This window comes from Klebsiella sp. 2-CIP_Kleb. (assembly GCF_050378715.1).
Lineage (GTDB): Bacteria > Pseudomonadota > Gammaproteobacteria > Enterobacterales > Enterobacteriaceae > Klebsiella > Klebsiella quasipneumoniae.
In genome coordinates this window covers 538,486-565,478 of record NZ_JBNRLG010000002.1, presented here as the reverse complement: position 1 = coordinate 565,478, position 26,993 = coordinate 538,486, and the positions used below count along the sequence as shown (strand labels likewise).

Genomic DNA, 26,993 nt, shown 5'->3' with positions numbered 1-26,993 from the left:
GGAACAAACTATGTCATTGATTCGTCCAGCACTTGTGCTATTTATTCTGTTAACCCTGCTCACCGGCGGCGTTTATCCTCTGCTGACCACCAGCCTGGGGCAGTGGTGGTTTAACTCACAGGCCAACGGCTCGCTGATCCGCATGAACGGCGAGGTGCGCGGCTCGGCGCTGATTGGCCAGAACTTTACCGCCGCAGGCTATTTCCAGGGTCGCCCGTCAGCCACCGCGGAGACAGCGGATAACCCGATGGCCTCTGGCGGCAGCAACCTCGCCGCCAGCAACCCGGCGCTGGATAAGGCGGTGAGCGAGCGGGTGCAGGCCCTGCGCGCCGCAAACCCGGATGCCGACCCGCGTGTGCCGGTCGAACTGGTCACCACCTCGGCGAGCGGTCTCGATAACAACCTGACCCCGGCCGCCGCGCTGTGGCAGGCGCCGCGGGTGGCCAAAGCGCGCCAGCTGAGCGTCGACCAGGTGACCGCGCTGGTTAACCAGGCCACACAAAAGCCGCTGCTGAGCTTCCTTGGCCAGCCGGTGGTCAATATACTGCAACTCAATATGGCGCTGGATGCCCTGAAGGATAAGTAAATGAGTGACGAGCCGCTGCGTCCGGACCCTGACCGCCTGCTGCAGCACACCGCCGCCCCGCATCGCGGCAAACTAAAAGTGTTCTTCGGCGCCTGCGCCGGGGTGGGGAAAACCTGGGCGATGCTGGCGGAAGCGCAGCGGCTCCGGGCGCAGGGGTTGGATATTCTGATTGGCGTGGCGGAGACCCACGGCCGGAAAGAGACCGCCGCGATGCTGCAGGGCCTGAGCACCCTGCCGCCGCGGCGGCTCGCCCACCGCGGGCGCTACGTGTATGAGTTCGATCTCGACGCCGCCCTCGCCCGCCGTCCGGCGCTGATTCTGGTGGATGAGCTGGCGCACAGTAATGCCCCCGGCTCCCGCCATCCAAAGCGCTGGCAGGATGTGGACGAACTGCTGGAGGCCGGGATTGACGTCTTCACCACCGTTAACGTCCAGCATCTGGAAAGTCTGAATGACGTCGTCAGCGGGATCACCGGCGTGCAGGTGCGAGAGACCGTCCCCGATCCCTTCTTTGACGCCGCGGACGACGTGGTGCTGGTGGATCTGCCCCCTGACGATCTGCGCCAGCGGCTCAATGAGGGCAAAGTCTATATCGGTGGCCAGGCCGAGCGCGCTATCGAGAACTTTTTCCGCAAAGGGAACCTGATTGCGCTGCGTGAACTGGCCCTGCGCCGCACCGCCGATCGCGTCGATGAGCAGATGCGCGCCTGGCGCGACCGCCAGGGCCAGGAGAAAGTCTGGCACACCCGCGACGCGATCCTGCTCTGTATCGGGCACAACACCGGCAGCGAAAAGCTGGTGCGTACCGCCGCACGGCTCGCCGCCCGTCTGGGCAGCGTCTGGCATGCGGTGTATGTCGAGACCCCTTCCCTGCACCAGCTACCGGAAGCCCGGCGACGGGCCATCCTCGCCGCGCTGCGTCTGGCCCAGGAGCTGGGCGCCGAAACCGCCACCCTCTCCGACCCGTCAGAAGAGAAAGCGGTTCTCCATTACGCCCGCGAACACAACCTTGGGAAAATTGTCATCGGCCGCCAGAGCAAGCGCCGCTGGTGGGATCGTAGCGGTTTTGCCGACCGTCTGGCTCGCCACGCGCCGGACCTCGATCTGGTGGTCATCGCCCTGGATGAAAAACCCTTCCCCTTTCCGGTGCGCGCCAGCGACAGTCGTCCGGCGCTGGAGAAATGGCGCCTGCAGCTGCAGGGCTGCGCGGTGGCGGTGGCGCTGTGCGCCATCATTACCCTGGTGGCCATGCAGTGGCTGATGGCCTTCGAAGCCGCTAACCTGGTGATGCTCTATCTGCTGGGGGTGGTGATCATCGCTCTGCTCTACGGCCGCTGGCCGTCGGTCCTGGCGACGGTGATTAACGTTATCAGCTTCGATCTCTTTTTTGTCGCCCCGCGCGGCACGCTGGCGGTGTCCGATGTCCAGTATCTGCTCACCTTCGGCGTGATGCTCACCGTGGGCCTGCTTATCGGTAACCTCACCGCCGGCGTGCGCTACCAGGCGCGGGTGGCGCGCTACCGCGAGCGGCGTACCCGCCATCTGTATGAGATGTCCAAAGCGCTGGCGGTGGGTCGTAGCCAGCAGGATATCGCCACCACCAGCGAGCGGTTTATCGCCTCCACCTTTCAGGCCCGCAGCCAGCTGCTGCTCCCGGACGCCCAGGGGAAACTGCTGCCCTTAACCCACCAGCCCGGGCTGACGCCGTGGGATGACGCCATCGCCCGCTGGAGCTTTGATAAGGGTCAACCCGCCGGCGCTGGCACCGATACCCTGCCCGGCGTGCCGTATCAGATCCTGCCCCTGAAGAGCGCCGCCCGCACCTGGGGCCTGCTGGTGGTGGAGCCGGCGAATCTGCGCCAGCTGATGATCCCGGAGCAACAGCGGCTGCTGGAGACCTTCACTCTGTTGGTGGCCAGCGCCCTGGAGCGTCTCACCCTGACCGCCAGCGAAGAGCAGGCCCGACTGACCAGCGAGCGCGAAAGCCTGCGTAACTCGCTGCTCGCCGCCCTGTCGCACGATCTGCGTACCCCGCTGACCGTGCTGTTTGGCCAGGCGGAAATCCTGACCCTCGATCTGGCCAGCGAGGGCTCGAAGCATGCCCCGCAGGCCAACGAAATCCGCCAGCATGTGCTCAACACCACCAGGCTGGTGAACAACCTGCTGGATATGGCGCGGATCCAGTCCGGCGGCTTTAACCTCCACAAGGAGTGGCTGACGCTGGAGGAGGTGGTCGGCAGCGCGCTGCGCATGCTCGAACCGAGCCTCGGCGGCCAGCACGTTCAACTGGATTTACCCGATCCGCTGCAGCTGGTGCATGTTGACGGGCCGCTGTTCGAGCGGGTGCTGATCAATCTGCTGGAGAATGCCCATAAGTATGCCGGCGCCCGGGCGGACATCGGTATTCGCGCCGAAGCGGACGCCCGGCAGCTGTCGCTGGAAGTATGGGATAATGGTCCAGGGATCCCGGCGGGCCAGGAACAGGCTATCTTTGATAAATTCGCCCGCGGCAACAAAGAATCGGCGATCCCCGGCGTCGGGCTGGGCCTTGCCATCTGTCAGGCCATCGTCGACGTCCACGGCGGGACCATCTCCGCCTGCAACCGGCCAGAGGGCGGCGCCTCATTCCGTGTTACACTGCCGGGAGAAACGCCCCCTGAACTGGAAGAGCTATCTGAGGAATTGTGATTAACGTTCTGATTATCGAAGACGAACACGCTATCCGTCGATTTCTGCGCACCGCGCTGGAAGCCGACGGCATGCGCGTATTTGAAGCGGAAACCCTGCAGCGCGGGCTGATCGAAGCCGCCACCCGTAAGCCCGACCTCGCGATCCTCGATCTCGGCCTGCCGGATGGTGATGGCATTGATTTTATTCGCGACCTGCGCCAGTGGAGTCAGATGCCGATTATCGTCCTGTCAGCGCGTAGCGAAGAGCATGACAAAATTGCCGCCCTGGATGCCGGCGCCGATGACTACTTAAGTAAACCCTTTGGCATCGGCGAGCTGCAGGCCCGCCTGCGCGTCGCGCTGCGTCGCCACGGCGCGGCGCAGGCCGACGAGCCGGTGGTGCGCTTCGCCGACCTGGAGGTCAATATCCCCGCCCGCCGCATCCTGCGCGGCAGCGAAGAGATCCACCTGACGCCCATCGAGTTTCGCCTGCTGGCGGCGCTATTGAATAATCCCGGCAAAGTGCTTACCCAGCGCCAGCTGCTGAATCAAGTGTGGGGCCCTAACGCCGTGGAGCACAGCCATTATCTGCGGATCTATATGGGTCACCTGCGGCAAAAGCTGGAGGCCGATCCGGCGCGCCCTCAGCATCTGCTGACCGAAACCGGGATTGGCTATCGCTTTATGCCCTGAGCCCCGCCTCTGCAGTACCAGAGGCTGGTGATTTTCAGCCCTTCAGAGAGCAGCAGGAAGCCTGCCAGGATCGCTAAATGCCTGACGCCGGCGGCCTGAATCAGCCACAGACCCAAAGAAAGCGAAGGCTGCATAAACACCAGCCTGAGCGGCGCCTGCCCCCAGGCCAGCCACAGCCCATAGCGGCTCTGACGGAAAAAGAGGATCATCGACAACGGGATGCTGATAATCAGCAGCACATTTAGCGGATAGAGCCAGACCGCCGCAGAGCCCCAGGTGTGCAGCAGCTGGAGATAAGCCAGCAGGTCGTCGTAAAAAGGGAGTCGGCGGTGGGCAATATTCCACCATAAGAATTGCAGGACGAAAAAGAGATCCATCCACGCCCAGAACAAAAACAGGGACTTCCGTTGTATTTTCATCGCTATCCTTGCGAAAAAAATCAGGCCCACAAGGGGCCTGATGATCGTGCGCCGTTAAGCGTTCTTCAGCACTTCACTGACAATCTCTACCGCTTCTTTTTCAATCAGCTTGCGATGTTCTTCGCCGAGGAAGCTTTCGCAGTAGATCTTGTAGGCGTCTTCGGTGCCTGACGGGCGTGCCGCAAACCAGCCGTTGTCGGTCATCACTTTCAGGCCGCCAATCGCCGCCCCGTTGCCCGGCGCCGCGGTCAGACGAGCGGTGATTGGATCCCCCGCCAGGGTGTCAGCACTGACCATTTCCGGCGACAGCTTAGACAGCGCCGCTTTCTGCGCGGAGGTCGCGGAAGCCTGCAGACGGTTGTAGCTCTGCGCGCCGAAGCGTTCCGCCAGCTCGTTATAGTGCTCCTGCGGGTTTTTCCCGGTCACTGCGGTGATTTCCGCCGCCAGCAGGCACATGATGATGCCGTCTTTATCGGTGGACCACGGCGTGCCGTCGAAGCGCAGGAAGGAGGCCCCGGCGCTCTCTTCGCCGCCGAAGCCGAAGCTGCCGTCGAACAGGCCGTCAACGAACCACTTAAAGCCCACCGGCACTTCCACCAGCTTGCGGCCCAGATCGTTCACCACGCGGTCAATCATCGCCGAGGAGACCAGGGTTTTACCGACCGCCACCTCTTTGCCCCACTGCGGACGATGCTGGAACAGGTAGTTAATCGCCACCGCCAGGTAGTGGTTCGGATTCATCAGCCCGGCAGGGGTGACAATCCCGTGACGGTCGTAATCCGGGTCGTTGGCAAATGCCAGATCGAACTTATCGCGCAGCGCCAGCAGGCCCGCCATCGCACATTCCGATGAGCAGTCCATGCGGATGGCGCCGTCTTTATCGAGGTGCATAAAGCGGAAGGTCTGGTCCACCTGGTCGTTCACAATGGTCAGATTGAGCTTGTAGTGCTCGCCAATGCGCTTCCAGTATTCGATACCGGACCCGCCCAGCGGATCGACGCCCAGCGTCAGGCCCGCTTTCTGGATCGCCGCCATGTCGACGATGTCCGCCAGGCCTTCAATGAACGGCTGCACCAGATCCTGCTCTTTGACGTGGCCGGAAGCCAGCGCCGCGTCCAGAGAAATGCGTTTCACACCCTGCAGGCCAGCGGCCAGCAGTTCGTTGGCACGGTTTTCCACCACTTTGGTGACGTTGGTATCAGCCGGACCGCCGTTTGGCGGGTTGTACTTGATACCGCCATCTTCCGGCGGGTTGTGTGACGGGGTGATCACAATGCCGTCCGCCAGCGGACCGCCTTTTTTGTTATGCACCAGAATCGCGTTGGAGACCGCCGGCGTCGGGGTGAATCCGTTGTTTTCCTGAACGATAACGTCAACGCCGTTGGCGGTTAACACTTCCAGCACCGAAATAAACGCCGGCTCGGACAGGGCGTGGGTATCTTTACCGACATAGCACGGACCGGTGATCCCGTTCTTCGCACGATCTTCCGCAATAGCCTGGGCGATGGCCAGGATATGCGGTTCGTTGAAGTTGTGACGCGCCGCGCTGCCGCGATGGCCGGAGGTGCCGAATTTGACCGCATGCTCCGCATTACCGACTTCAGGCTTCAGCACGTAGTACTGAGCAGTCAGTTGGGCGACGTTAATCAAATCACTCTGTTGCGCAGGCTGCCCCGCACGTTTATCGATTGCCATTGCCTGATCCTTCTGGTGCAAATGTTAAAAAGCTAGATCGTGCCGCAAACCTTTTCAATCAGCTCCGCAGGGAACTGCATCGACTGCATGATGTGCTCAATCATGCTGCATTTACGGCCGGTATTGGTATTGGTGATCACCCACCACGGTGTACCAGGAACCTGTTTCGGTTTGGTCTGATTACCGCTTTTCAGCAGCGTACGCGCATCTTCCGCGAAGTAAACGCGCGTGCGGCCGTGCAGAGACTCAGTGGCCTCGGCAAATGCTTTACTGTCCAGGGAATAGAGGGTGGTCAACACCAGCATAAAACGGTTCACCGCGCGCTTCTGCTCGGCGTATTCATCAGATAACAGCATCTCGCGCATGGCGCGGACTTTATCTTTCACCGGGTTAGCGGTTTTCACCTCAGCGGCAGGCGTGGGCGCCAGCGTCGGCGCGGCTTTGCTGACCGGTGTAGCCGGTTGGGAAACGGCGGAAAATTTCAGCATACGCCGTAAAATGTCGGATGCGCTCTCGCCGATATGCAGAGTGTGGCTGGCAATATAGCGGTAGAGTTCATCATCAACTTCAATTGTTTTCATCTTAATCCAGTGCGATATCTTTTCTGAATACAAATCGTTGGGATTATAAGTACAAATCCCAACCGCGGATAGCGTCAAACCAGGATGGCGGTAAAACTCAGAAAACTTCTGGGTCTTGCAGCCGGATGGCAGAATGTCCAACATAATACCCTAACCCGACGGAGCGAAAAAAAGAACTTTGCCATGAAATTAAATAGCCGAGCGCAATCTGCACAGAATCCGCACAACCACTCCCCGATCGTGCTGGTCCATGGTCTGTTTGGCAGCCTGGACAACCTGGGCATCCTCGCCCGCGACCTGATCGCCGACCACGATATTCTGCAGGTCGATATGCGCAACCACGGTTTGTCGCCGCGGTCGCCAGAGATGACCTACCACGCGATGGCGCAGGATCTGCTCGACACGCTCGATGCACATAAGATTGAACGGGCCACCTTTATCGGCCATTCGATGGGCGGCAAAGCGGTGATGGCGTTGACCGCCCTGGCCCCGGAGCGCATCAGCGGTCTGGTGGCTATTGATATCGCGCCGGTGGATTATCACGTTCGCCGCCATGATGAGATCTTCGCCGCTATCCGCGCCGTCAGCGAATCCGCCGCCAGCACTCGCCAGCAGGCGGCGCAGGTGATGCGCGAGCATCTGCAGGAAGAGGGCGTGATTCAGTTCCTGCTGAAATCTTTCGTCGACGGCGACTGGCGCTTCAACGTCCCGGTGCTGTGGGACCAGTACCCGCATATCGTCGGCTGGGAAACCATCCCGGCCTGGCCGCACCCAACGCAGTTTATTCCCGGCGGCAACTCCCCCTATGTGACCGACGCCTACCGCGACGCGCTGCTGGCCCAGTTCCCGCAGGCTCGGGCCCACGTCATTGCCGGCGCCGGACATTGGGTCCATGCCGAGAAACCCGAGGCGGTGTTGCGCGCGATCCGCCGCTATCTGACGAGCATAGCCGCCTGATTGGCTAAAATATGCCCGACCGCGCCGCAGAATGCCCGCGGTCGTTGGCGCAGCCGTTCGCCTGATGTATGATGGCGCGCTATCTGCGCCGGCTAGAGCCCGGCAGCTTGTTTCCCCGAAGTCACTCAGAATCATGGCAAAAGAACAAACGGACCGTACGACATTAGATTTGTTCGCAAACGAGCGTCGCCCGGGAAGACCGAAAACCAATCCGCTGTCGCGCGATGAACAACTGCGCATCAACAAACGTAATCAGCTGAAACGCGATAAAGTGCGCGGGCTGAAGCGCGTGGAGCTAAAGCTCAACGCCGACGCGGTCGATGCGCTTAACGAACTGGCGGAAGCGCGTAATATGAGCCGCAGCGATCTCATTGAAGAGATGCTGATGACGCAATTAACCGCCCTGCGCAGCCAGGGAAAACTCTAACTTTCCGCGAAAAATCCGCATTCATGTAGCAGAGTGTGCAGTCGGGCGTGATTGCTGTTTCCGCGCCCTTGCCTGTTCTGCTATGATTGCCGTTATCTGTGGGCATCGCGTCCCTACCACATCATTTAAGTTTCAAGAGGTTATTTTACTCATGGCAATCATCGGCATCTTTTTTGGCAGCGACACCGGCAACACCGAAAATATTGCAAAAATGATTCAAAAGCAGCTTGGTAAAGATGTTGCTGATGTTCACGACATTGCCAAAAGCAGCAAAGAAGATCTGGAAGCCCACGACATCCTGCTGCTCGGCATCCCGACCTGGTACTACGGTGAAGCGCAGTGTGACTGGGACGACTTCTTCCCGACGCTGGAAGAGATCGACTTTAACGGCAAACTGGTGGCGCTGTTCGGCTGCGGCGACCAGGAAGACTACGCCGAGTACTTCTGCGATGCGCTGGGCACCATCCGCGACATCATTGAGCCGCGCGGCGCGACCATCGTTGGCCACTGGCCGACTGCCGGCTATCACTTCGAGGCCTCTAAAGGCCTGGCGGATGACGACCACTTCGTCGGCCTCGCCATTGATGAAGACCGCCAGCCGGAGCTGACCAACGAGCGCGTTGAGAAGTGGGTGAAGCAGGTGGCCGAAGAGCTGCACCTCGAAGAAATCAAAAACGCCTGATGATTAAGCGGCGCAATCATTGAGTTGCGTCGCATTAATAGACAAAAGCAATCAAACTAATAGCTACAAGTTTTTAACTTTTAATCACATATCTGTACAATGTCCTCTGATTCTACGAGGCACGTGACGCAGTTTGTAGCTGGTGCCTCGTTTTTGACAGCAAACCAGGCCCGATACTTGCAGTTTTCATTTACCAGTGGCAGTTCTATAATGAGACGCATTACGTCGGGTTAATTTCTGTATGACTTCCGTTGAAGGAAGTAGATCGTTTAGCAACAGGACAGATTCCGCATGACTGACAACAATACCGCATTAAAGAAGGCTGGCCTGAAAGTCACACTTCCTCGACTGAAAATCCTTGAAGTGCTGCAGGAACCGGATAACCATCATGTCAGTGCGGAAGACTTATATAAACGCCTGATCGACATGGGCGAAGAGATTGGTCTGGCGACCGTTTACCGCGTCCTCAACCAGTTTGATGACGCCGGTATCGTGACTCGTCATAATTTTGAAGGCGGTAAATCCGTTTTCGAACTGACTCAGCAGCATCACCACGATCACCTGATCTGCCTCGACTGCGGCAAAGTGATCGAATTCAGTGATGACTCTATCGAAGCGCGCCAGCGTGAAATCGCTTCCCGTCACGGCATCCGCCTGACCAACCACAGTCTGTATCTGTACGGCCACTGTGCGGAAGGTGATTGCCGCGAGGACGAACACGCCCACGACGCGGTGGAAAAGTAATTCCCCGCTTCGCCTGCTCTGAAAAGCCAACCAGTCGGTTGGCTTTTTTATGGGCGCTTCTGCCGCGCACCCCGCTCACGTCCCGGCGGTGACCCTCGCGAGTCCCCGCTTTGTCCGGAGAGTTGATATGGAACTTCGCCAGCTACGCTATTTTGCGCGCATTGTTGAAACCGGCAGCATGGGCCGCGCCGCGCTCGATCTGAATATCGGCGTCTCGGCGCTCAGCCAGCAGATCGCGCGTCTGGAAAATGAGCTGGCCATTCGCCTCCTGCAGCGGACCTCCCGCGGCGTGACGCCCACCAGCGCGGGCCTTGCTTTCTACTCACAGGCGCAGCTGGCGCTGCGTCATGCCGATGATGCCATCCTCGCCGCCCGCGAGGCGCGGCTGTCGGGCCACGTCAGCGTCGGCATGGCTCCAAGCACCGCCTCCGTTCTGGGCGTTCCGTTCATCAACGCGATGCGCGAGAGCTACCCCGACGTCCGCCTACACCTGGTGGAAAGCCTCTCCGGGAATCTGGAGCGGATGATCAACACCCGCCAGCTGGATTTAGCCATCGTCTTCCAACAGGAGAAGATCCTGCGCTGGAGCGCCAGACCGGTGCTCGAAGAGCGCCTGTTCCTGATTGGCACCCATGCGCTGTTGGCCTCGCTGCCGGATGATCCTGTATCCCCTTACCAGCTCACCACCCTACCGCTGATTATGCCAAGCCAGGGCCACGGCCTGCGCGGCAGGCTGGAGACGGTTTGCCAGCAGCACAACCTCAGCGTTGAGGTGGTGGCGGACATTGACGGTCTGGCCCTGCTGATGCAGGCCGTGCGCAGCGGGCTGGGCGCCACCCTGCAGCCTGGGGCCGCCATTTCCCATCTCGACCATCAGGCGCTGAGGGTGATCGGCATCGCTAATCCGGTCCTCAGCCGCCCCAACTTTCTGGTCAGCCTGTCGGATGATGAGCTCACTCCGGCTGGCCTTGCAGCACGGGTAATACTGAGCAAAGTCATGCGCCAGCTGGTGGAGTCCGATCGCTGGCCAGGCGCTACCCTTTACGTTAACTAAACCCCTCTTTAGCGCTACGCCATAGCGCCCTGCCGCCGTTACCGCCTACATTCCCATTACAAATTTAACAATTAATTAAATTACAAGGGAACCGATAATGGTGGATGTACTGGTCATTGGCGGCGGCAATGCCGCGCTATGCGCCGCCTTAACCGCCCGGGAAGCCGGCGCCTCGGTGCTGCTGCTGGAGGCGGCGCCGCGGGAGTGGCGAGGCGGCAACTCGCAGCACACGCGTAACCTGCGCTGTATGCACGATGCGCCACAGGACGTGCTGGTCGACAGCTACCCGGAAGAGGAGTACTGGCAGGATCTGCTGCGCGTCACCGAAGGGAACACCAACGAAGCGCTGGCCCGGCTGGTGATCCGCACCTCATCCCAGTGCCGGGACTGGATGCGCCAGCACGGGGTTAACTTTCAGCCGCCGCTCTCCGGCGCCCTGCACGTGGCCCGCACCAACGCCTTTTTTATGGGCGGCGGCAAAGCGCTGGTCAATGCCTATTACCGCAGCGCAGAGCAGATGGGGGTGCAGATCCGCTACAACACGCCGGTGCAGGCCCTGGAACTGCGCAACGGTGAATTTGTCGCCGCGCTGGCGGGCGAGGAACGGATTGTCGCGAAAAGCTGCGTTCTCGCCGCCGGCGGATTTGAATCCAACCGCGAGTGGCTGCGCGAGGCCTGGGGGCAAAATGACCGCGGCGAATGGCCCGCCGATAACTTTCTCATCCGCGGCACGCGCTTCAACCAGGGGGTGCTGCTCAAGTTTATGATCGACGCCGGGGCCGATATCATCGGCGATCCTTCTCAGTCCCACTGCGTCGCCATTGACGCCCGGGCGCCGCTCTATGACGGCGGGATCTGCACCCGCGTCGACTGCGTTTCGCTGGGGGTGGTGGTCAACCGCGATGCCGTGCGCTTTTATGATGAAGGGGAAGATTTCTGGCCTAAACGCTACGCCATCTGGGGCCGACTGGTCGCCCACCAGCCCGGACAGATCGGCTACTCGATCATCGACAGCAAAGCCATCGGCCACTTTATGCCCCCGGTCTTTCCCGGCGCTCAGGCCAATACCATCGCGGAACTGGCCCGCCAGCTGGGGCTTGACGGCGAACGCTTAGCGCAAACCATCGCCGACTATAATGCCGCCTGCGCGCCGGGCCAGTTCGATCACACCCGCCTGGATAACTGCGCGACCTCCGGCCTCACCCCGGCGAAAACTCACTGGGCGCGCCCCATCGATACGCCGCCTTACTACGGCTACGCCCTGCGTCCGGGGATCACCTTCACCTACCTTGGGCTCTACGTCGACGACACCGCCGCCGTCCATTTCGCCGGTCAACCCAGCCGTAATCTCTTCGTCGCCGGGGAAATGATGGCTGGCAACGTGCTGGGCAAGGGCTACACCGCCGGCGTCGGGATGTCGATCGGCACCACCTTCGGCCGTATCGCCGGCCAGCAAGCCGCCCGGGCGGCGCAGCAGGAGAAACACCATGAAGTCGCTTGAAAAGCTGATCATTGACGCGCAGATCATCACCGAACCGGAAGCGGAAGTCGAACGGGTTATGCAGGTGTGTAACGCCTGCCGCTACTGCGAAGGGTTTTGCGCCGTCTTCCCGGCGATGACCCAGCGCCTGGCCTTTGGCAAGGCGGATATCAACTATCTGGCTAACCTGTGCCATAACTGCGGCGCTTGCCTGCACGCCTGCCAGTACGCGCCACCGCACGAGTTCGCCATTAACGTGCCGAAGGCGATGGCCGAAGTCCGGCTCGAGACCTATCAATACTACGCCCAGCCCGCCGCCTTTGGCAGCCTGTACCGCCGGGCCGGCATGACCACCGTGCTGGCGCTGGTCGGCGGCCTGATTGTCTTTCTGCTGCTGGCGATGGGGCTCAAAGGCTCGCTGCTTCATCCGCCGCTGGCGGGCGACTTCTACCAGATATTCCCCCATAACCTGCTGGCGTGGATGTTTGGCTCGGTCTTTGTGCTGGCGATTGGCTTACTGATGACCGGGGTGATCCGCTTCTGGCGCGAGATCTCCTCTGGCCAGCCGCAACCGATTGATATCGCAAAGGCATCCCATGATGCGCTGACGCTGAAATATCTCGACGGCGGGCACGGGAAAGGCTGCAACGAAGCCGATGACGCCTTCACCCTGCTGCGCCGCCGATTCCACCACTGCACCTTCTACGGTTTTATGCTCTGCTTCGCCGCCACCGTGGTGGCCACGGGCTATCACTATATCGCCGGCCGGGAAGCCCCCTACCCGTTCTTCAGCCTGCCGGTGCTGCTCGGCACCCTCGGCGGCATCGGCCTGCTGGTCGGCCCGGCGGGCCTGCTGTGGCTGAACCTGCGCCGCTCGCCGCTGCACGGCGACGCGCGGCAGAAGCCGATGGATCGCGGATTTATTCTGCTGCTGCTGCTGACCAGCTTCACTGGCCTGGCGCTGCTGGCGGGGCGGGATACCTCGTGGATGGGCATCCTGCTCGCCATCCACCTCGGGGTGGTGATGGCCCTGTTCTTAACCCTGCCGTATGGAAAATTCGCCCACGGATTTTATCGCTGTGCGGCGTTACTCACGTGGGCGATTGAGAAACGCCGCGGAAAACAGGCGGGCGTCGCCGGCGACTGACCTACCCCCTCTGCACCCGATAACAACAAGATAAAGACAATGGAGAGCACCCCCTATGACCCAACAACCCACCCGCGTCGGCACCGTCGGCGCTATCCTCCGCGTGACCAGCGGTAATTTTCTCGAACAGTTCGACTTCTTCCTGTTTGGCTTTTACGCCACCTATATCGCCCGCACCTTCTTTCCGGCGGAGAGCGAGTTCGCGGCGCTGATGCTCACCTTTGCGGTATTTGGCTCGGGCTTCCTGATGCGTCCCATCGGCGCGGTGGTGCTCGGCGCCTATATCGACAGAATCGGTCGCCGCAAAGGGCTGATGGTCACCCTGGCGATCATGGGCTGCGGGACGCTACTCATCGCCCTGGTCCCTGGCTATCAGACTATCGGTGTGCTGGCGCCGATCCTCGTATTAGTGGGCCGTCTGCTGCAGGGGTTCTCGGCGGGCGTCGAGCTTGGCGGAGTGTCGGTCTATCTCTCTGAAATCGCCACACCGGGCAATAAAGGCTTCTATACCAGCTGGCAGTCCGCCAGCCAGCAGGTGGCTATCATCATGGCGGCGCTGATCGGCTATGCGCTGAACGCCACGCTGGAATATGAGGAGATCGCCGCCTGGGGCTGGCGCATCCCCTTCTTTATTGGCTGCCTGATCATTCCGCTGATTTTCGTGCTGCGCCGCTCACTGCAGGAAACCGAGGAATTCCTGCAGCGTAAACATCGCCCGGATACCAAAGAGATCCTGACCACCATCGCCAGGAACTGGCGCATTATTACCGCGGGGACCCTGCTGGTGGCGATGACCACCACCACGTTTTACTTTATTACCGTCTATACGCCAACCTACGGCAGAGCGGTGTTGCACCTCAGCGCCCGCGACAGTCTGCTGGTAACCATGCTGGTGGGCATCTCCAACTTTATCTGGTTGCCGATTGGCGGAGCCATCTCTGACCGGATCGGTCGTCGCCCGGTGCTGATGGGAATTACCGTGCTGGCGCTGCTCACCACCTGGCCGGTGATGCACTGGCTTACCGCCGCGCCGGATTTCACCCGTATGACGCTGGTCCTGCTGTGGTTTTCGTTCTTCTTTGGCATGTATAACGGCGCGATGGTGGCGGCCCTCACCGAAGTGATGCCGGTTTATGTCCGCACCGTGGGCTTTTCGTTGGCCTTCAGCCTCGCCACCGCCATTTTCGGCGGCCTGACGCCGGCTATCTCCACTGCCCTGGTCGAGCTTACCGGCGATAAAAGCGCGCCGGGATGGTGGCTGATGTGCGCTGCACTGTGCGGCTTCATCGCCACCGCGCTGCTGTTTGTGCGCCTGAGTCGCGGCTATCAGCCGGCGGAGAGTCAGCGCTAAAAAAACAAACGGGCGGAAATATGCTCCGCCCGTTTGCCGCTGCCGTCTGGCTTAATGGGTCGTATTATTGCTGCGGATCTCCTTCCAGATCTGGTCGCAGCGCGCTTTCACCGCCTGATCGTTGCCGGTGCGGGTAGCCTGGATACACTGTTGGTAATCCAGCACCCGGACGCTCTCCTGGTTAGCAAACTGCTGGTGCTGTTTATCCTCTTTCAGGACATTCAGTACGCTCTGGCAGGCTTCAATCTTGTCCGGATTGCCTTCCGCCGTATTAATACAGGCACTATAGGCATCTTTCAGTTTGGTGTCTTCTTTCGGGGCCGGGGACGTGGTGCAGGCCACCAGAGCCGATGCCATCATGGCAATAAGCAGCATTTTTTTCATTGTCGTTCTCCCAGAGGTGCGGCAGGCTCATGCCCGCCGCGCAGGCATTAGAAAATGGTGAACGGGGCGATAACCATGAACTTCACGTCGCGCTCATCCTGGAAGATGTTGCCGTAGCCGCCGCTCCAGCTCGGAATATCGGAATGGTTGTCGTACTGGGTAAAGTGCAGTTTAAACAGCGTGCCCTTCGCCCGGCCTTCCTGCACGGTATACATAGCATCGAGGCTATAGGCCGACTCTTTCAGGCGATAGTCAGGGTCATAGTATGCATCCGGAGAAGCCATTTTGCCAGGCTTCGCATCCCAGGCGTACACATAAGACGCGCCAAACGCCCAGCCCGGCATATCCCAGTTTTTCATGTCATACATCGCGCCGAAGAAGACTGCTTTTTCACCGTTGGCGTTGAAGTCGGAGCGGTTATCCCACCAGATATCGAGACGACCGTTGGAGGAGGCGTAGGTCGGGGTCATACGCTGCAGGAAGTAGCCCTGCTGGCCATCGGCCTTCACCCAGGTCCCTTCCAGACGCAGATCCAGCACATCCGCCACTTTATAGCCAAAGGTTAACGCCTGCAGCCATGCGGTGCCGTCATAGATGTCGTTGACCCCGCCGTTGCTGACCTTATCGCGAGTGCCGTAGAACTGGTAGCTGGTGCTCAACGGCGCGCCGGCGACGTCAAATTTGTAGCTGGCTTTAGCAAAGTACTGATCGATATAGCCCTGAGCCTGACCAAATGCCGCCTCCAGCACCAGGTCGTTTTTGAAATCATATTTGGCGCCGATGGAGTGAAGATAATCAACTTTGGTCTTCTTATCGTTCTGGTAGAAATCATCCATTTCGATATGCCATGGCGCTTTGTACTCGTTCGTCCACATGTAGGAGAAACTTAACGCGCCCGCGGTGCCATAGTCGAAGTTGGCCCCGGCTTCCGCCCCCTGATAGGTCCCCGGCATGAAGCTCCAGTGCGGCGCCAGCAGGGTCTGACCGGTTGGCTGGATGTAGCCCGCGCGCGCCCACGCCGGACCGTATTTAAATTTCGCGGCGGCTTTATACAGGCTGATGCCGCTCTTATCGCCGGAGTAGTCTTCGTCATAGGCTTTGTTGCGCGACGAGAAGGCGATTTCGTTCGGGTGGCCGCTGTCGCCGTTCTCCGCCATTTCAATCGCGGTAAACGCCGCAATATCAAGGCCAAACATATCGGCGGCATAGCCGGACTGGAAGTCCAGGTTGGCGTTCCAGGTGGAGTGGGAAAGGTTGGTTTTGTATTTGTCGCCGTCGGTCACATCTTTACGGTCACGCTCACGCTGCCAGTAATAGATACCGCCGGTTAAAGTAGAATCATCGATAAAGCCTGCTGCGCTGGCCTGCGGAATCACAACCCAGCCCGACATCGCGGTGACGGCGGCAATAGCCAGCGCCAGCGTACTACGTTTGCCACTAAACGTACGCATGTGCATATCCTCTTTGACGTTTTAAAAGGCGAAGACCAGAGGTCATTCGCTAAAAAATAAATAAAACTGCAAAATGTGGGGCGGCGAAAAAGGCCGCGAAACCACTGTAGATAGACTATTTTTCGTGACGCGAATTATCAATGTTTTTCGTGAGGCAAAGCTTAAGATTATGACAAAGCGCACATAATTTATGTCGTTTTGTTACAGTCTTATCTCTGATGATTTTGTCATGGAAGTCATTGCTAAATCAGGGAAAAATGCGAAGGCTGAAAGCGATTACATTGGTTTTTTATATGAGACAGGAAATATCAGAAGCGTTATTTATTTCCGGAGCGAAACAGAATTAATTCGCTTCGCGAAAATAAAAAGAGTAATTGGCTGATTCTGAAACAAAAAAAGCGCCGCAGAGTGCGGCGCTTTGACGGTAGGGAAAATGTTATTCGCCCGCTTTCGCCCAGGTATCGCGCAGACCGACGGTGCGGTTAAACACCAGACTGGTTGCGGTTGCATAGCGGCTGTCGAGGCAGAAGTAACCTTCACGCTCAAACTGGTAAGCTTTACCGGCTTCCGCCTGCGCCAGGCTCGGCTCCGCGTAACCCTGTTTGATCACCAGCGATTCCGGATTGATCACCGCGAGGAAATCCTCCGCTGCACCCGGGTTTGGTACGCTGAACAGGCGATCGTAGAGACGGATCTCTACCGGCAGCGCATGCGCCGCGCTCACCCAGTGGATCACGCCTTTGACCTTGCGGCCGTCAGCCGGATCTTTGCTCAGGGTGTCGGCATCGTAGGTGCAGAAGATAGTAGTGATATTGCCTTCGGCATCTTTCTCCACGCGTTCCGCTTTGATGACGTAGGCGTTGCGCAGACGTACTTCTTTGCCCAGCACCAGACGCTTGTACTGCTTGTTGGCTTCTTCACGGAAGTCCGCGCGGTCGATCCAGATTTCCGCGCTGAACGGCACTTCGCGGCTGCCCATCTCCGGCTTGTTCGGATGGTTCGGCATCGCCACCATTTCGCTTTCGCCCTGCGGGTAGTTCTCGATAACCAGTTTCACCGGATCGATCACCGCCATCGCGCGCGGCGCGTTTTCGTTGAGATCTTCGCGAATGCAGGACTCCAGCGACGCCATCTCAATGGTGTTGTCCTGCTTGGTCACGCCGATACGCTTGCAGAATTCGCGGATGGATTCGGCGGTGTAGCCGCGACGACGCAGACCGGAGATGGTCGGCATCCGCGGATCGTCCCAGCCTTCCACGTGCTTCTCAGTCACCAGCTGGTTCAGCTTACGCTTGGACATCACGGTGTATTCGAGATTCAGGCGCGAGAATTCGTACTGGCGCGGGTGCACCGGGATGCTGATGTTGTCCAGCACCCAGTCGTACAGACGACGGTTGTCCTGGAACTCCAGGGTACACAGCGAGTGGGTAATGCCTTCCAGCGCATCGCTGATGCAGTGGGTGAAGTCGTACATCGGGTAGATGCACCACTTGTTGCCGGTCTGATGATGCTCAGCGAACTTAATGCGGTACAGCACCGGATCGCGCATCACGATGAACGGCGACGCCATATCGATCTTCGCGCGCAGGCAGGCCTTGCCCTCTTCGAAGCCGCCGCTGCGCATTTTTTCGAACAGCGCCAGGTTTTCTTCCACGCTGCGGTCGCGATACGGGCTGTTTTTACCCGGCGCTTTCAGGGTGCCGCGATATTCGCGGATCTCATCAGGAGAGAGTTCATCAACGTAGGCCAGGCCTTTGTTGATCAGCTCAACCGCATACTGATGCAGCTGATCAAAGTAATCAGACGAGTAGCAAACGTCCCCGGACCAGTGGAAACCTAACCACTGCACGTCGTTTTTAATCGACTCCACGTATTCGATATCTTCTTTCACCGGGTTGGTGTCATCGAAACGCAGGTTGCATTGGCCCTGATAATCCTGGGCGATGCCGAAGTTCAGGCAGATGGATTTCGCATGGCCAATGTGCAGATAACCGTTCGGCTCCGGCGGGAAGCGGGTGTGAACAGTGGTGTGCTTACCGGTAGCCAGATCTTCATCAATGATCTGACGGATAAAGTTAGTCGGGCGGGCTTCTGCCTCACTCATCACGGGTTCCTCAAAGCGTAAACAACGTATAACGGCACATGATCTTACAAGCAGGGCGTAGTGACAACTATTAGTTACGTAAAATAGGTATCAGGAGAGGATTATGGGGCCGATTGCTGGAAAAAAAAGCGGCGAAGGTTTCCCTTCGCCGCTGAGGCATAAACTCGACTCAGGAGCCTTACTTGCCTTTAATCTCATACAGCGGCGTCTGGCCGGCTACGACCTTACCGCTCGCCAGTATCACCAGCGCGCTGTAGTCATCGCTATTGCTGCAGACTACCGGGCTAATCATCGAGCGCGCGTTGGCGTTGAGGAAGTCCAGATCCATTTCCAGAATCGGCTCGCCCGCCTTCACGTCCGTGCCCTCTTCAACCAGACGTTTGAAGCCCTTGCCTTCCAGCGCCACGGTGTCGATACCCATGTGGACGACGATTTCCGCACCGTTGTTGGTTTCGAGGCAGAACGCGTGGTTAGTGTTGAAAATTTTCACCACGGTACCGGCGGCCGGGGCCACCACGATGTTGCTGGTCGGTTTCACCGCGATACCGTCGCCGACGGCTTTGCTGGCGAAGGCTTCGTCCGGCACCTGCTCGAGGGCCACCACGTCACCGGTAATCGGCGAAACCAGCGACTCAACGGTCTTCGCGTTCGCTACCGCCTGCGGTTTAGCCGCTGGCGCTGCGGTGGCGACGTTGCCAGCCGGTGCGGTTGCCGCTGCCGCTACCGGGCCACGGGTAACCACTTTTTTCATCTCATCGCCGATAGACTCTGCCTTCGCGCCGACGATAACCTGGATGGTTTGCTTATTCAGCTTCACCACCCCGGATGCGCCGAGACGTTTACAGGCGGCGTCGTTCACTTTCGCCGAATCGCCCACGGTCAGACGCAGACGGGTAATACAGGCGTCAATCGCTTTCAGGTTGTCCGTTCCGCCCACCGCGGCGATATAGCTGGTCGCCAGCTGGGTCAGGCCTTCTTCAGTGTTGCTGTTGGCTTCTTCCGTTACCACGTCAGCGGCTTTGTCTTCACGACCCGGTGTTTTCAGGTTGAACATGCGGATCACCGCGCTGAACAGCAGGAAGTAGACGAAGAAGAAGACCACGCCCATCACCAGCAGCATCCAGACGTTTTTGCTGGCGGCCGGCAGGCTATACATCAGCACGTAGTCAATGGCGCCGGCGGAGAAGGAGAAGCCCGCATGAATGCCCAGCGCCGTTGCGATGAACAGGCTGATACCGGTCAGTACCGCGTGCAGGAGGTACAGCAGCGGAGCCAGGAACATGAACAGGAATTCCAGCGGCTCGGTTACCCCGGTCAGGAACGCGGTGATGGCAACAGACAGCAGCATACCGCCCACCATTGGACGACGCGCTTTCGGAGCGGCCAGATACATCGCCAGCGCCGCGCCCGGCAGACCAAACATCATGATTGGGAAGAAGCCGGACATGAACATCCCCGCGGTGCCGTCGCCGGCGTAGAAGCGGTTGATGTCGCCGTGGAACACGGCGCCTGCGGCGTTAGTAAACTCACCAATCTGGAACCAGGCGATGGTGTTCAGCACCTGATGCAGGCCGGTCGGGATCAGCAGACGGTTGATAAAACCGAAGATACCGGAACCCAATGCCCCTGCGGAAACGATCCACTCGCCGCCCGCATGGATAGCGTGCTGCACCGGCGGCCAAACGTAGCCGAAGATCGCCGCGAGAATCAGACAGAAGAAGCCGGTGGCGATCGGCACGAAGCGTTTGCCGCCGAAGAAGCTCAGGAAGTCCGGCAGCTTGATGCCGGCCCAGCGGTTGTACACCGCCCCTGCTACCAGACCGGTAATGATACCGGCCAGTACGCCCATGTTAATTTCCGGATTGATGGTGACCATCGCTTTGGTCATCACGAAATAACCTACTGCCCCGGCCAGCGCCGCAGAACCGGCGTTATCCTTGGACCAGCTTGACGCCACACCGATAGCAAAGATCAGCGCCAGGTTGTCGAAGATAGCCCCACCCGCTTGCGCGATGAAGGGTACATTCAACAGGTCTGGTTGCCCGAAACGCAGCAGCAATGCTGCGACCGGCAGCACTGCGATAGGGAGCTGTAACGCCCTACCCAGCCGCTGAAAGAAACCTAAAATATTCATCTTATTCCCCCTATGAGACCCCGATGAGGCTCATTTTCAAAGCCACTTTTTTATTGTGTAACAAGGTCGGTTTTATCACTTACCGGCAAAGTGTGTGAAAAATTAATTCGTATCGCAAATTAAACGGGTATTTTTTGTGATAATTATCACCAAATATCGTATTCCCCCCTCCCTTACACTGGCTAACATCGAAAACTTATTTTATCATTCAAAAAATCAACACGGATTGACCCCGGTCGGCGCAGTTGCTGCAATACTCTCCTCAGAGTGCTGGCGCCAATCCGCCAGAATCTACTTTAACTATAGAGGTGAAGAATGAGACTGATCCCCCTGGTAACCGCTGAGCAGGTCGGTAAATGGGCTGCCCGCCATATCGTTAACCGCATTAATGCATTTAAACCAACCGCGGACCGTCCGTTCGTCCTGGGACTGCCGACCGGCGGCACCCCACTCACCGCCTACAAGGCGCTGGTTGAAATGCATAAAGCAGGCCAGGTTAGCTTCAAACACGTCGTCACCTTCAACATGGATGAATACGTTGGCCTGCCGAAAGAGCATCCGGAAAGCTATCATAGCTTCATGCACCGTAATTTCTTTGACCACGTTGATATTCCGGCAGAAAATATCAACTTGCTGAATGGTAACGCGCCGGACATCGATGCGGAATGCCGTCGCTATGAAGAAAAAATTCGTTCCTACGGTAAAATCCACCTGTTCATGGGCGGCGTGGGCAACGATGGTCACATCGCGTTTAACGAACCGGCCTCCTCTCTGGCGTCTCGTACCCGTATTAAGACCCTGACCCATGAAACCCGCGTGGCGAACTCCCGCTTCTTCGACGGCGACGTGGATCTGGTGCCGAAATATGCGCTAACCGTCGGCGTGGGCACCCTGCTGGACGCAGAAGAGGTAATGATTCTGGTGCTGGGCCATCAGAAAGCGCTGGCGCTGCAGGCGGCGGTAGAAGGTAACGTCAACCACATGTGGACCATTACCTGTCTGCAGCTGCATCCGAAGGCGGTGATCGTCTGTGACGAACCGTCTACCATGGAGCTGAAAGTGAAGACACTGAAATATTTCAACGAATTAGAAGCTGAAAATATTAAAGGTCTGTAATGTAGTCGTGTCCCGCGATTTGCGCGGGACCATCTTTTTCTTTGTATGCATCATCATGCCGGCGGCAAACGAACGTACCCGGGCCTGATGAGGCGTATATACCGGGGGTCGTAATGTATGCATTAACCCAGGGCCGGGTTTATACCGGTCATGAAATTCTTGATGACCATGCGGTTGTTATCGCTAATGGCCTTATCGAACGTCTTTGTCCGCTGGCAGATTTGCCGTCTGACATCGAGCAGCGCTCAGTCAACGGCGCCATCCTCGCCCCCGGTTTTATCGACGTCCAGCTCAACGGCTGCGGCGGCGTACAGTTTAACGACAGCCCTGACGCGGTCACTGTCGACACGCTGGAGATCATGCAGAAGGCCAACGAACGCTCAGGCTGCACCAGCTTCCTGCCGACGCTGATTACCTCCAGCGACGATCTGATGAAGCAAGGCGTGCGCGTGATGCGCGAATACCTGCAAAAGCACCCGAACCAGGCGCTGGGTCTGCATCTTGAAGGACCGTGGCTGAATATCGTCAAGAAAGGCACCCACAACCCGGACTATGTGCGTAAACCGGACGCGGCGCTGGTCGATTTCCTGTGCGACAACGCCGATGTGATCACCAAAGTGACCCTCGCCCCTGAGCGCGTTGAGCCGGAAGTGATCCGCAAACTGGTCGCCGCCGGGATCGTCGTCTCCGCGGGCCACTCCAACGCCACGCTGAAAGAGGCGAAAGTGGGCTTCCGCGCAGGCATTACCTTCGCCACCCACCTGTATAATGCAATGCCGTACATTACTGGCCGCGAACCGGGTCTGGCCGGGGCGATTTTTGACGAGCCGGATGTCTACTGCGGTATTATTGTCGACGGGATGCACGTCGATTACGCCAACGTGCGCAACGCCAAGCGCCTGAAAGGCGACAAACTGTGCCTGGTCACCGACGCCACCGCGCCGGCGGGGGCGAATATTGACCAGTTCATTTTTGCCGGGAAAACAATATACTACCGCAACGGGCTGTGCGTAGATGAAAACGGCACCCTCAGCGGATCTTCCCTGACCATGATTGAAGGGGTACGTAATCTGGTTGAGCATTGCGGTGTGGCGCTGGACGAAGTATTGCGCATGGCGACGCTCTATCCCGCGCGCGCCATTGGTGTGGACAAGCAGCTCGGCAGTATTGCGCCGGGTATGGTCGCTAACCTGACCGCCTTTACACGCGATTATAAAATCACCAAGACCATCGTTAATGGTAACGAGGTCGTCACTGAGTAAGTAAAAGTATGACAGCAGGCGGACAAGCTCAAATTGGTAACGTTGACCTCGTAAAACAACTGAACAGCGCGGCCGTGTACCGCCTGATTGACCAGCATGGGCCTATCTCGCGCATTCAGATCGCGGAACAAAGCCAGCTTGCCCCTGCCAGCGTGACCAAAATCACGCGTCAGCTTATTGAGCGCGGCCTGATCAAAGAAGTCGATCAGCAGGCCTCCACCGGGGGGCGCCGCGCCATCTCCATCATTGCGGAGACGCGCAACTTCAACGCCATTGGCGTGCGCCTTGGCCGCTATGACGCCACTCTCACCCTCTATGATTTAAGCAGCAAGACCCTGGAAGAGGAGCATTTCCCGCTGCCCGAGCGCACCCAGGAAACGCTGGAACACGCCCTGCTGAATATCATCGCCACTTTTATTGAAAACTGTCAGCGCAAAATTCGCGAGCTGATCGCCATCTCGGTGATCCTGCCGGGGCTGGTGGATCCGGAAAGCGGGGTGATCCGCTATATGCCGCACATTGCGGTGGAAAACTGGGGCCTGGTCGGGGCGCTGGAAAAACGCTTCAACGTTACCTGCTTTGTCGGACACGATATCCGCAGCCTGGCGCTGGCCGAGCACTATTTTGGCGCAAGCCAGGATTGCGAAGACTCCATTCTGGTGCGCGTGCACCGCGGCACCGGGGCAGGGATCATCTCCAACGGACGCATTTTTATCGGCCGTAACGGCAACGTCGGCGAAATCGGCCATATTCAGGTCGACCCGCTGGGCGAGCGCTGCCACTGCGGCAACTTTGGCTGTCTGGAGACCGTCGCAGCTAATGCCGCCATCGAACATCGCGTTCGCCACCTGCTGGAGCAGGGCTATCAGAGCCGTCTGACCCTCGATGACTGCACCATCAAAACCATCTGCAAAGCGGCCAACAAAGGCGATGCCCTGGCCTGCGAAGTGGTCGAGTACGTAGGGCGTCACCTCGGAAAAACGATCGCCATCGCCATCAACCTGTTCAATCCACAAAAAATCGTCATCGCCGGCGAAATTGTGGAAGCCGAGAAAGTGCTGCTCCCGGCCATTGAGGGCTGCATTAACGCCCAGGCGCTGAAGGCGTTTCGTAAGAACCTGCCTGTGGTGCGCTCCACCCTCGATCATCGCTCAGCGATTGGCGCCTTCGCGCTGGTCAAACGCGCCATGCTCAATGGCACGCTGCTGCAGCGCTTGCTTGAGAGCTAACCGCCCCCCTTTATTGATAAGCGCGTCGCTCTGTCGTTGGCGGGCATCGCCCGTCAGAGGTGTGAAACCTCATCAATGACGCGTATAGTTTCGTCTTTGATAATGATTCTGGACCCACCATGACCATTCAAAACATAATTTGTGATATTGACGGTGTGCTGATGCACGATAACGTCGCCGTTCCCGGCGCTGCCGAGTTTATCAAGCGCATCCTCGAGAAAGGCATGCCGCTGGTGATGCTGACCAACTACCCGTCGCAAACCGGCCAGGATCTGGCGAACCGTTTCGCCACCGCCGGGATTGAGGTTCCGGATAGCGCCTTCTACACCTCGGCGATGGCGACGGCCGATTTTCTGCGCCGCCAGGAAGGTAAGAAAGCCTATGTGGTGGGTGAAGGGGCGCTGATCCACGAGCTGTACAAAGCCGGCTTTACCATTACCGACGTCAACCCGGATTTTGTCATCGTCGGGGAAACCCGCTCCTTTAACTGGGAGATGATGCATAAGGCGGCCTTCTTTGTCGCCAATGGCGCCCGCTTCATTGCCACTAACCCGGATACTCACGGTCGCGGCTTCTACCCGGCCTGCGGCGCCCTGTGCGCCGGGATCGAGAAGATCTCCGGCCGTAAGCCGTTTTACGTCGGTAAACCCAGCCCGTGGATCATCCGCTCAGCGCTGAACAAAATGCAGGCCCACTCCGAACAGACGGTGATTGTCGGCGACAATCTGCGTACCGACATTCTGGCTGGCTTCCAGGCGGGGCTGGAGACCATTCTGGTGCTCTCCGGAGTCTCAACCCTCGACGACATCGACAGCATGCCGTTCCGCCCGTCGTGGATCTACCCCTCCGTCGCGGAAATCGATATTTTCTAATGTCAGCCACGTCTCAGGACGTGGTTGTTCATTTTTGACGCCTGCCAAAAGTACCATATCTAATAAAAACGGCTTAAAATTGCGTATTCTTCAATGAAGCCGTTCAAAAGATACTCTTTTTTTACTATTCAACAATCGCAGTTGCGTTTTTTCTTTTTCCGGCCGTAAAACCCTTGCGCCTGCTCCCCCTTTACGGCATTTTCTTAAGCACGCACTCAGGCTTCGCCACGAGACGAAGCCAGCACAACATCAAACACGACAGGGTAATGGAGAAGGCTATGTGTTCTATTTTTGGCGTACTGGATATTAAAACTGACGCAGGCGAGCTGCGTAAAAAGGCGCTGGAGCTTTCCCGCCTGATGCGCCATCGCGGTCCGGACTGGTCTGGCGTGTATGCCAGCGACAAAGCGATTCTGGCGCACGAGCGCCTGTCGATTGTCGATGTCAACGCCGGCGCTCAGCCGCTGTACAACGCCGAAAAAAACCATGCGCTGGCCGTTAACGGCGAAATCTACAACCATCAGGCGCTGCGCGCGGAATATGGCGACCGCTATCAGTTCCAGACCGGCTCCGACTGCGAAGTGATCCTCGCGCTGTATCAGGAAAAAGGCCCGGCGTTCCTCGACGACCTGCAGGGGATGTTCGCCTTCGCCCTGTACGACAGCGAAAAAGACGCGTACTTAATCGGCCGCGACCATATCGGCATTATCCCGCTGTATATGGGCCATGACGAACACGGCAACTTCTATGTCGCCTCTGAAATGAAAGCCCTGGTGCCGGTGTGCCGCACCATTAAAGAGTTCCCGGCGGGGAGCTACCTGTGGAGCAAAGACGGTGAAATTCGCCAGTACTATCAGCGCGACTGGTTCGATTACGACGCGGTAAAAGACAACGTTACCGATAAGAACGAGCTGCGCCAGGCACTGGAAGAGTCGGTGAAAAGCCATCTGATGTCCGACGTCCCCTACGGCGTGCTGCTCTCCGGCGGCCTTGATTCTTCGGTCATCTCCGCCATCACCAAGAAATTTGCCGCCCGTCGCGTTGAAGATCAGGAGCGTAGCGAAGCCTGGTGGCCGCAGCTGCACTCCTTCGCGGTCGGTCTGGAAGGCTCTCCTGACCTGAAAGCGGCGCAGGAAGTGGCTAACCACCTCGGCACCGTGCACCATGAAATTCACTTTACCGTCCAGGAAGGGCTGGATGCGATCCGCGACGTTATCTATCACATCGAAACCTACGATGTGACCACTATTCGCGCTTCGACGCCGATGTACCTGATGTCGCGGAAAATTAAAGCCATGGGCATCAAAATGGTGCTTTCCGGCGAAGGCTCGGACGAAGTGTTCGGCGGCTACCTCTACTTCCATAAGGCGCCGAACGCCAAAGAACTGCACGAAGAGACGGTACGTAAGCTGCAGGCGCTGCATATGTTTGACTGCGCCCGCGCCAACAAAGCGATGTCCGCCTGGGGCGTGGAAGCCCGCGTACCGTTCCTTGACAAGAAGTTCCTCGACGTGGCGATGCGCATCAACCCGCAGGATAAGATGTGCGGCAACGGCAAAATGGAAAAACACGTGCTGCGCGAATGCTTTGAATCCTATCTGCCGGCCAGCGTTGCCTGGCGCCAGAAAGAGCAGTTCTCTGACGGCGTCGGCTACAGCTGGATCGATACGCTGAAAGAAGTGGCCGCGAAACAGATCAGCGACCAGCAGCTGGAAACCGCAAGCTTCCGCTTCCCGTACAACACGCCGACCTCCAAAGAAGGCTATCTGTACCGCGAGATCTTCGAAGAGCTGTTCCCGCTGCCAAGCGCGGCGGAGTGTGTTCCTGGCGGTCCGTCGGTGGCCTGCTCTTCTGCTAAAGCCATTGAGTGGGATGAAGCATTCAAAACCATGAACGATCCGTCAGGCCGCGCGGTAGGCGTCCACCAGTCGGCCTATAAATAAGCCCTGACAGGCG

At 58.5% G+C, this 26,993-nt stretch carries 23 protein-coding genes; 16 read left to right on the top strand and 7 right to left on the bottom strand.

Features of this window, described 5'->3' with window-relative positions; translation table 11 throughout:
• Nucleotides 1-10: 10 nt before the first annotated feature.
• Genes kdpC through kdpE form a run of 3 tightly spaced genes read left to right on the top strand, consistent with a single transcriptional unit; the run spans nucleotide 11 to nucleotide 3,948 of the window.
• Complete coding sequence (kdpC, locus tag ACQUTP_RS10615; RefSeq protein ID WP_004885963.1) at nucleotides 11-586, top strand: potassium-transporting ATPase subunit KdpC; 576 nt, start codon at nucleotides 11-13, stop codon at nucleotides 584-586.
• Nucleotides 587-3,274, top strand: coding sequence for a two-component system sensor histidine kinase KdpD (kdpD, locus tag ACQUTP_RS10610; protein ID WP_032455728.1), 2,688 nt, complete (start codon nucleotides 587-589; stop codon nucleotides 3,272-3,274).
• A complete protein-coding gene (gene kdpE / locus ACQUTP_RS10605; RefSeq protein WP_002894776.1) occupies nucleotides 3,271-3,948 on the top strand; it encodes a two-component system response regulator KdpE in 678 nt (225 codons plus the stop codon). The genes kdpD and kdpE overlap by 4 nt, the downstream gene beginning before the upstream one ends.
• Here kdpE and ACQUTP_RS10600 read toward each other — a convergent pair.
• The 3 genes from ACQUTP_RS10600 to seqA are packed head-to-tail and all read right to left on the bottom strand — an operon-like array spanning nucleotide 3,930 to nucleotide 6,643.
• Nucleotides 3,930-4,367 carry a hypothetical protein gene (locus ACQUTP_RS10600; RefSeq protein ID WP_004885958.1) on the bottom strand — a complete coding sequence of 146 codons (438 nt, stop codon included), beginning with the start codon at nucleotides 4,365-4,367 and terminating at the stop codon, nucleotides 3,930-3,932. The two genes, kdpE and ACQUTP_RS10600, sit on opposite strands and share 19 nt — an antisense overlap.
• A gap of 54 nt (nucleotides 4,368-4,421) precedes the next feature.
• A complete protein-coding gene (pgm, locus tag ACQUTP_RS10595) occupies nucleotides 4,422-6,062 on the bottom strand; it encodes a phosphoglucomutase (alpha-D-glucose-1,6-bisphosphate-dependent) (protein ID WP_428902390.1) in 1,641 nt (546 codons plus the stop codon).
• Between the two features lie 32 nt (nucleotides 6,063-6,094).
• Nucleotides 6,095-6,643 (bottom strand): replication initiation negative regulator SeqA, encoded by a 549-nt coding sequence (gene seqA / locus ACQUTP_RS10590; RefSeq protein ID WP_004885956.1) that lies wholly within the window; start codon nucleotides 6,641-6,643, stop codon nucleotides 6,095-6,097.
• A 183-nt stretch (nucleotides 6,644-6,826) separates the two neighbouring features.
• On the opposite strand from seqA, the gene ybfF reads away from it, so the two are divergent.
• The 8 genes from ybfF to ACQUTP_RS10550 all read left to right on the top strand — a co-directional run bounded on the left by ybfF (nucleotide 6,827) and on the right by ACQUTP_RS10550 (nucleotide 14,485).
• Nucleotides 6,827-7,600, top strand: coding sequence for an esterase (gene ybfF / locus ACQUTP_RS10585; protein WP_186997633.1), 774 nt, complete (start codon nucleotides 6,827-6,829; stop codon nucleotides 7,598-7,600).
• Nucleotides 7,601-7,733: 133 nt separating this feature from the next.
• Entirely contained in the window at nucleotides 7,734-8,027 is a 294-nt protein-coding gene (gene ybfE, locus ACQUTP_RS10580) for a LexA regulated protein (RefSeq protein WP_004885954.1), read from the top strand.
• A gap of 151 nt (nucleotides 8,028-8,178) precedes the next feature.
• Nucleotides 8,179-8,709 carry a flavodoxin FldA gene (fldA, locus tag ACQUTP_RS10575; protein ID WP_002894765.1) on the top strand — a complete coding sequence of 177 codons (531 nt, stop codon included), beginning with the start codon at nucleotides 8,179-8,181 and terminating at the stop codon, nucleotides 8,707-8,709.
• A 291-nt stretch (nucleotides 8,710-9,000) separates the two neighbouring features.
• Nucleotides 9,001-9,453: a ferric iron uptake transcriptional regulator gene (gene fur / locus ACQUTP_RS10570; protein ID WP_004885952.1), complete on the top strand. Its 453-nt coding sequence runs from the start codon at nucleotides 9,001-9,003 to the stop codon at nucleotides 9,451-9,453.
• Between the two features lie 127 nt (nucleotides 9,454-9,580).
• Nucleotides 9,581-10,507, top strand: a complete 927-nt coding sequence (gene tcuR, locus ACQUTP_RS10565) for a tricarballylate utilization LysR family transcriptional regulator TcuR (RefSeq protein ID WP_135722075.1) — start codon at nucleotides 9,581-9,583, stop codon at nucleotides 10,505-10,507.
• 97 nt (nucleotides 10,508-10,604) lie between these two features.
• On the top strand, nucleotides 10,605-12,008 hold the full coding sequence (tcuA, locus tag ACQUTP_RS10560) for an FAD-dependent tricarballylate dehydrogenase TcuA (RefSeq protein WP_017901423.1): 1,404 nt from the start codon (nucleotides 10,605-10,607) through the stop codon (nucleotides 12,006-12,008).
• On the top strand, nucleotides 11,995-13,134 hold the full coding sequence (tcuB, locus tag ACQUTP_RS10555) for a tricarballylate utilization 4Fe-4S protein TcuB (protein WP_285755670.1): 1,140 nt from the start codon (nucleotides 11,995-11,997) through the stop codon (nucleotides 13,132-13,134). Before tcuA ends, tcuB begins: the two co-directional genes overlap by 14 nt.
• 55 nt (nucleotides 13,135-13,189) lie before the next feature.
• Nucleotides 13,190-14,485 carry an MFS transporter gene (locus ACQUTP_RS10550; protein ID WP_200927501.1) on the top strand — a complete coding sequence of 432 codons (1,296 nt, stop codon included), beginning with the start codon at nucleotides 13,190-13,192 and terminating at the stop codon, nucleotides 14,483-14,485.
• Nucleotides 14,486-14,536: 51 nt separating this feature from the next.
• On the opposite strand, the gene chiQ is transcribed toward ACQUTP_RS10550, so the two are convergent.
• From chiQ to nagE, 4 genes are all read right to left on the bottom strand, one after another.
• Nucleotides 14,537-14,869: a ChiQ/YbfN family lipoprotein gene (gene chiQ, locus ACQUTP_RS10545; protein ID WP_023288851.1), complete on the bottom strand. Its 333-nt coding sequence runs from the start codon at nucleotides 14,867-14,869 to the stop codon at nucleotides 14,537-14,539.
• A gap of 47 nt (nucleotides 14,870-14,916) precedes the next feature.
• Entirely contained in the window at nucleotides 14,917-16,320 is a 1,404-nt protein-coding gene (gene chiP, locus ACQUTP_RS10540; protein WP_049003863.1) for a chitoporin ChiP, read from the bottom strand.
• Nucleotides 16,321-16,756: 436 nt separating this feature from the next.
• Entirely contained in the window at nucleotides 16,757-18,424 is a 1,668-nt protein-coding gene (gene glnS / locus ACQUTP_RS10535) for a glutamine--tRNA ligase (protein ID WP_004885933.1), read from the bottom strand.
• Between the two features lie 178 nt (nucleotides 18,425-18,602).
• Nucleotides 18,603-20,558, bottom strand: coding sequence for a PTS N-acetyl glucosamine transporter subunit IIABC (gene nagE, locus ACQUTP_RS10530; RefSeq protein WP_017901426.1), 1,956 nt, complete (start codon nucleotides 20,556-20,558; stop codon nucleotides 18,603-18,605).
• Between the two features lie 315 nt (nucleotides 20,559-20,873).
• On the opposite strand from nagE, the gene nagB reads away from it, so the two are divergent.
• The 5 genes from nagB to asnB all read left to right on the top strand — a co-directional run bounded on the left by nagB (nucleotide 20,874) and on the right by asnB (nucleotide 26,980).
• Complete coding sequence (gene nagB, locus ACQUTP_RS10525) at nucleotides 20,874-21,674, top strand: glucosamine-6-phosphate deaminase (RefSeq protein WP_002894749.1); 801 nt, start codon at nucleotides 20,874-20,876, stop codon at nucleotides 21,672-21,674.
• Nucleotides 21,675-21,787: 113 nt separating this feature from the next.
• Nucleotides 21,788-22,936 (top strand): N-acetylglucosamine-6-phosphate deacetylase, encoded by a 1,149-nt coding sequence (gene nagA, locus ACQUTP_RS10520; protein ID WP_004885928.1) that lies wholly within the window; start codon nucleotides 21,788-21,790, stop codon nucleotides 22,934-22,936.
• Between the two features lie 8 nt (nucleotides 22,937-22,944).
• On the top strand, nucleotides 22,945-24,165 hold the full coding sequence (gene nagC / locus ACQUTP_RS10515; protein WP_004885919.1) for a DNA-binding transcriptional regulator NagC: 1,221 nt from the start codon (nucleotides 22,945-22,947) through the stop codon (nucleotides 24,163-24,165).
• Nucleotides 24,166-24,284: 119 nt separating this feature from the next.
• Nucleotides 24,285-25,037 carry an HAD-IIA family hydrolase gene (locus tag ACQUTP_RS10510; RefSeq protein WP_004885918.1) on the top strand — a complete coding sequence of 251 codons (753 nt, stop codon included), beginning with the start codon at nucleotides 24,285-24,287 and terminating at the stop codon, nucleotides 25,035-25,037.
• A gap of 278 nt (nucleotides 25,038-25,315) precedes the next feature.
• Entirely contained in the window at nucleotides 25,316-26,980 is a 1,665-nt protein-coding gene (gene asnB / locus ACQUTP_RS10505) for an asparagine synthase B (protein WP_102006650.1), read from the top strand.
• Nucleotides 26,981-26,993 lie beyond the last annotated feature (13 nt).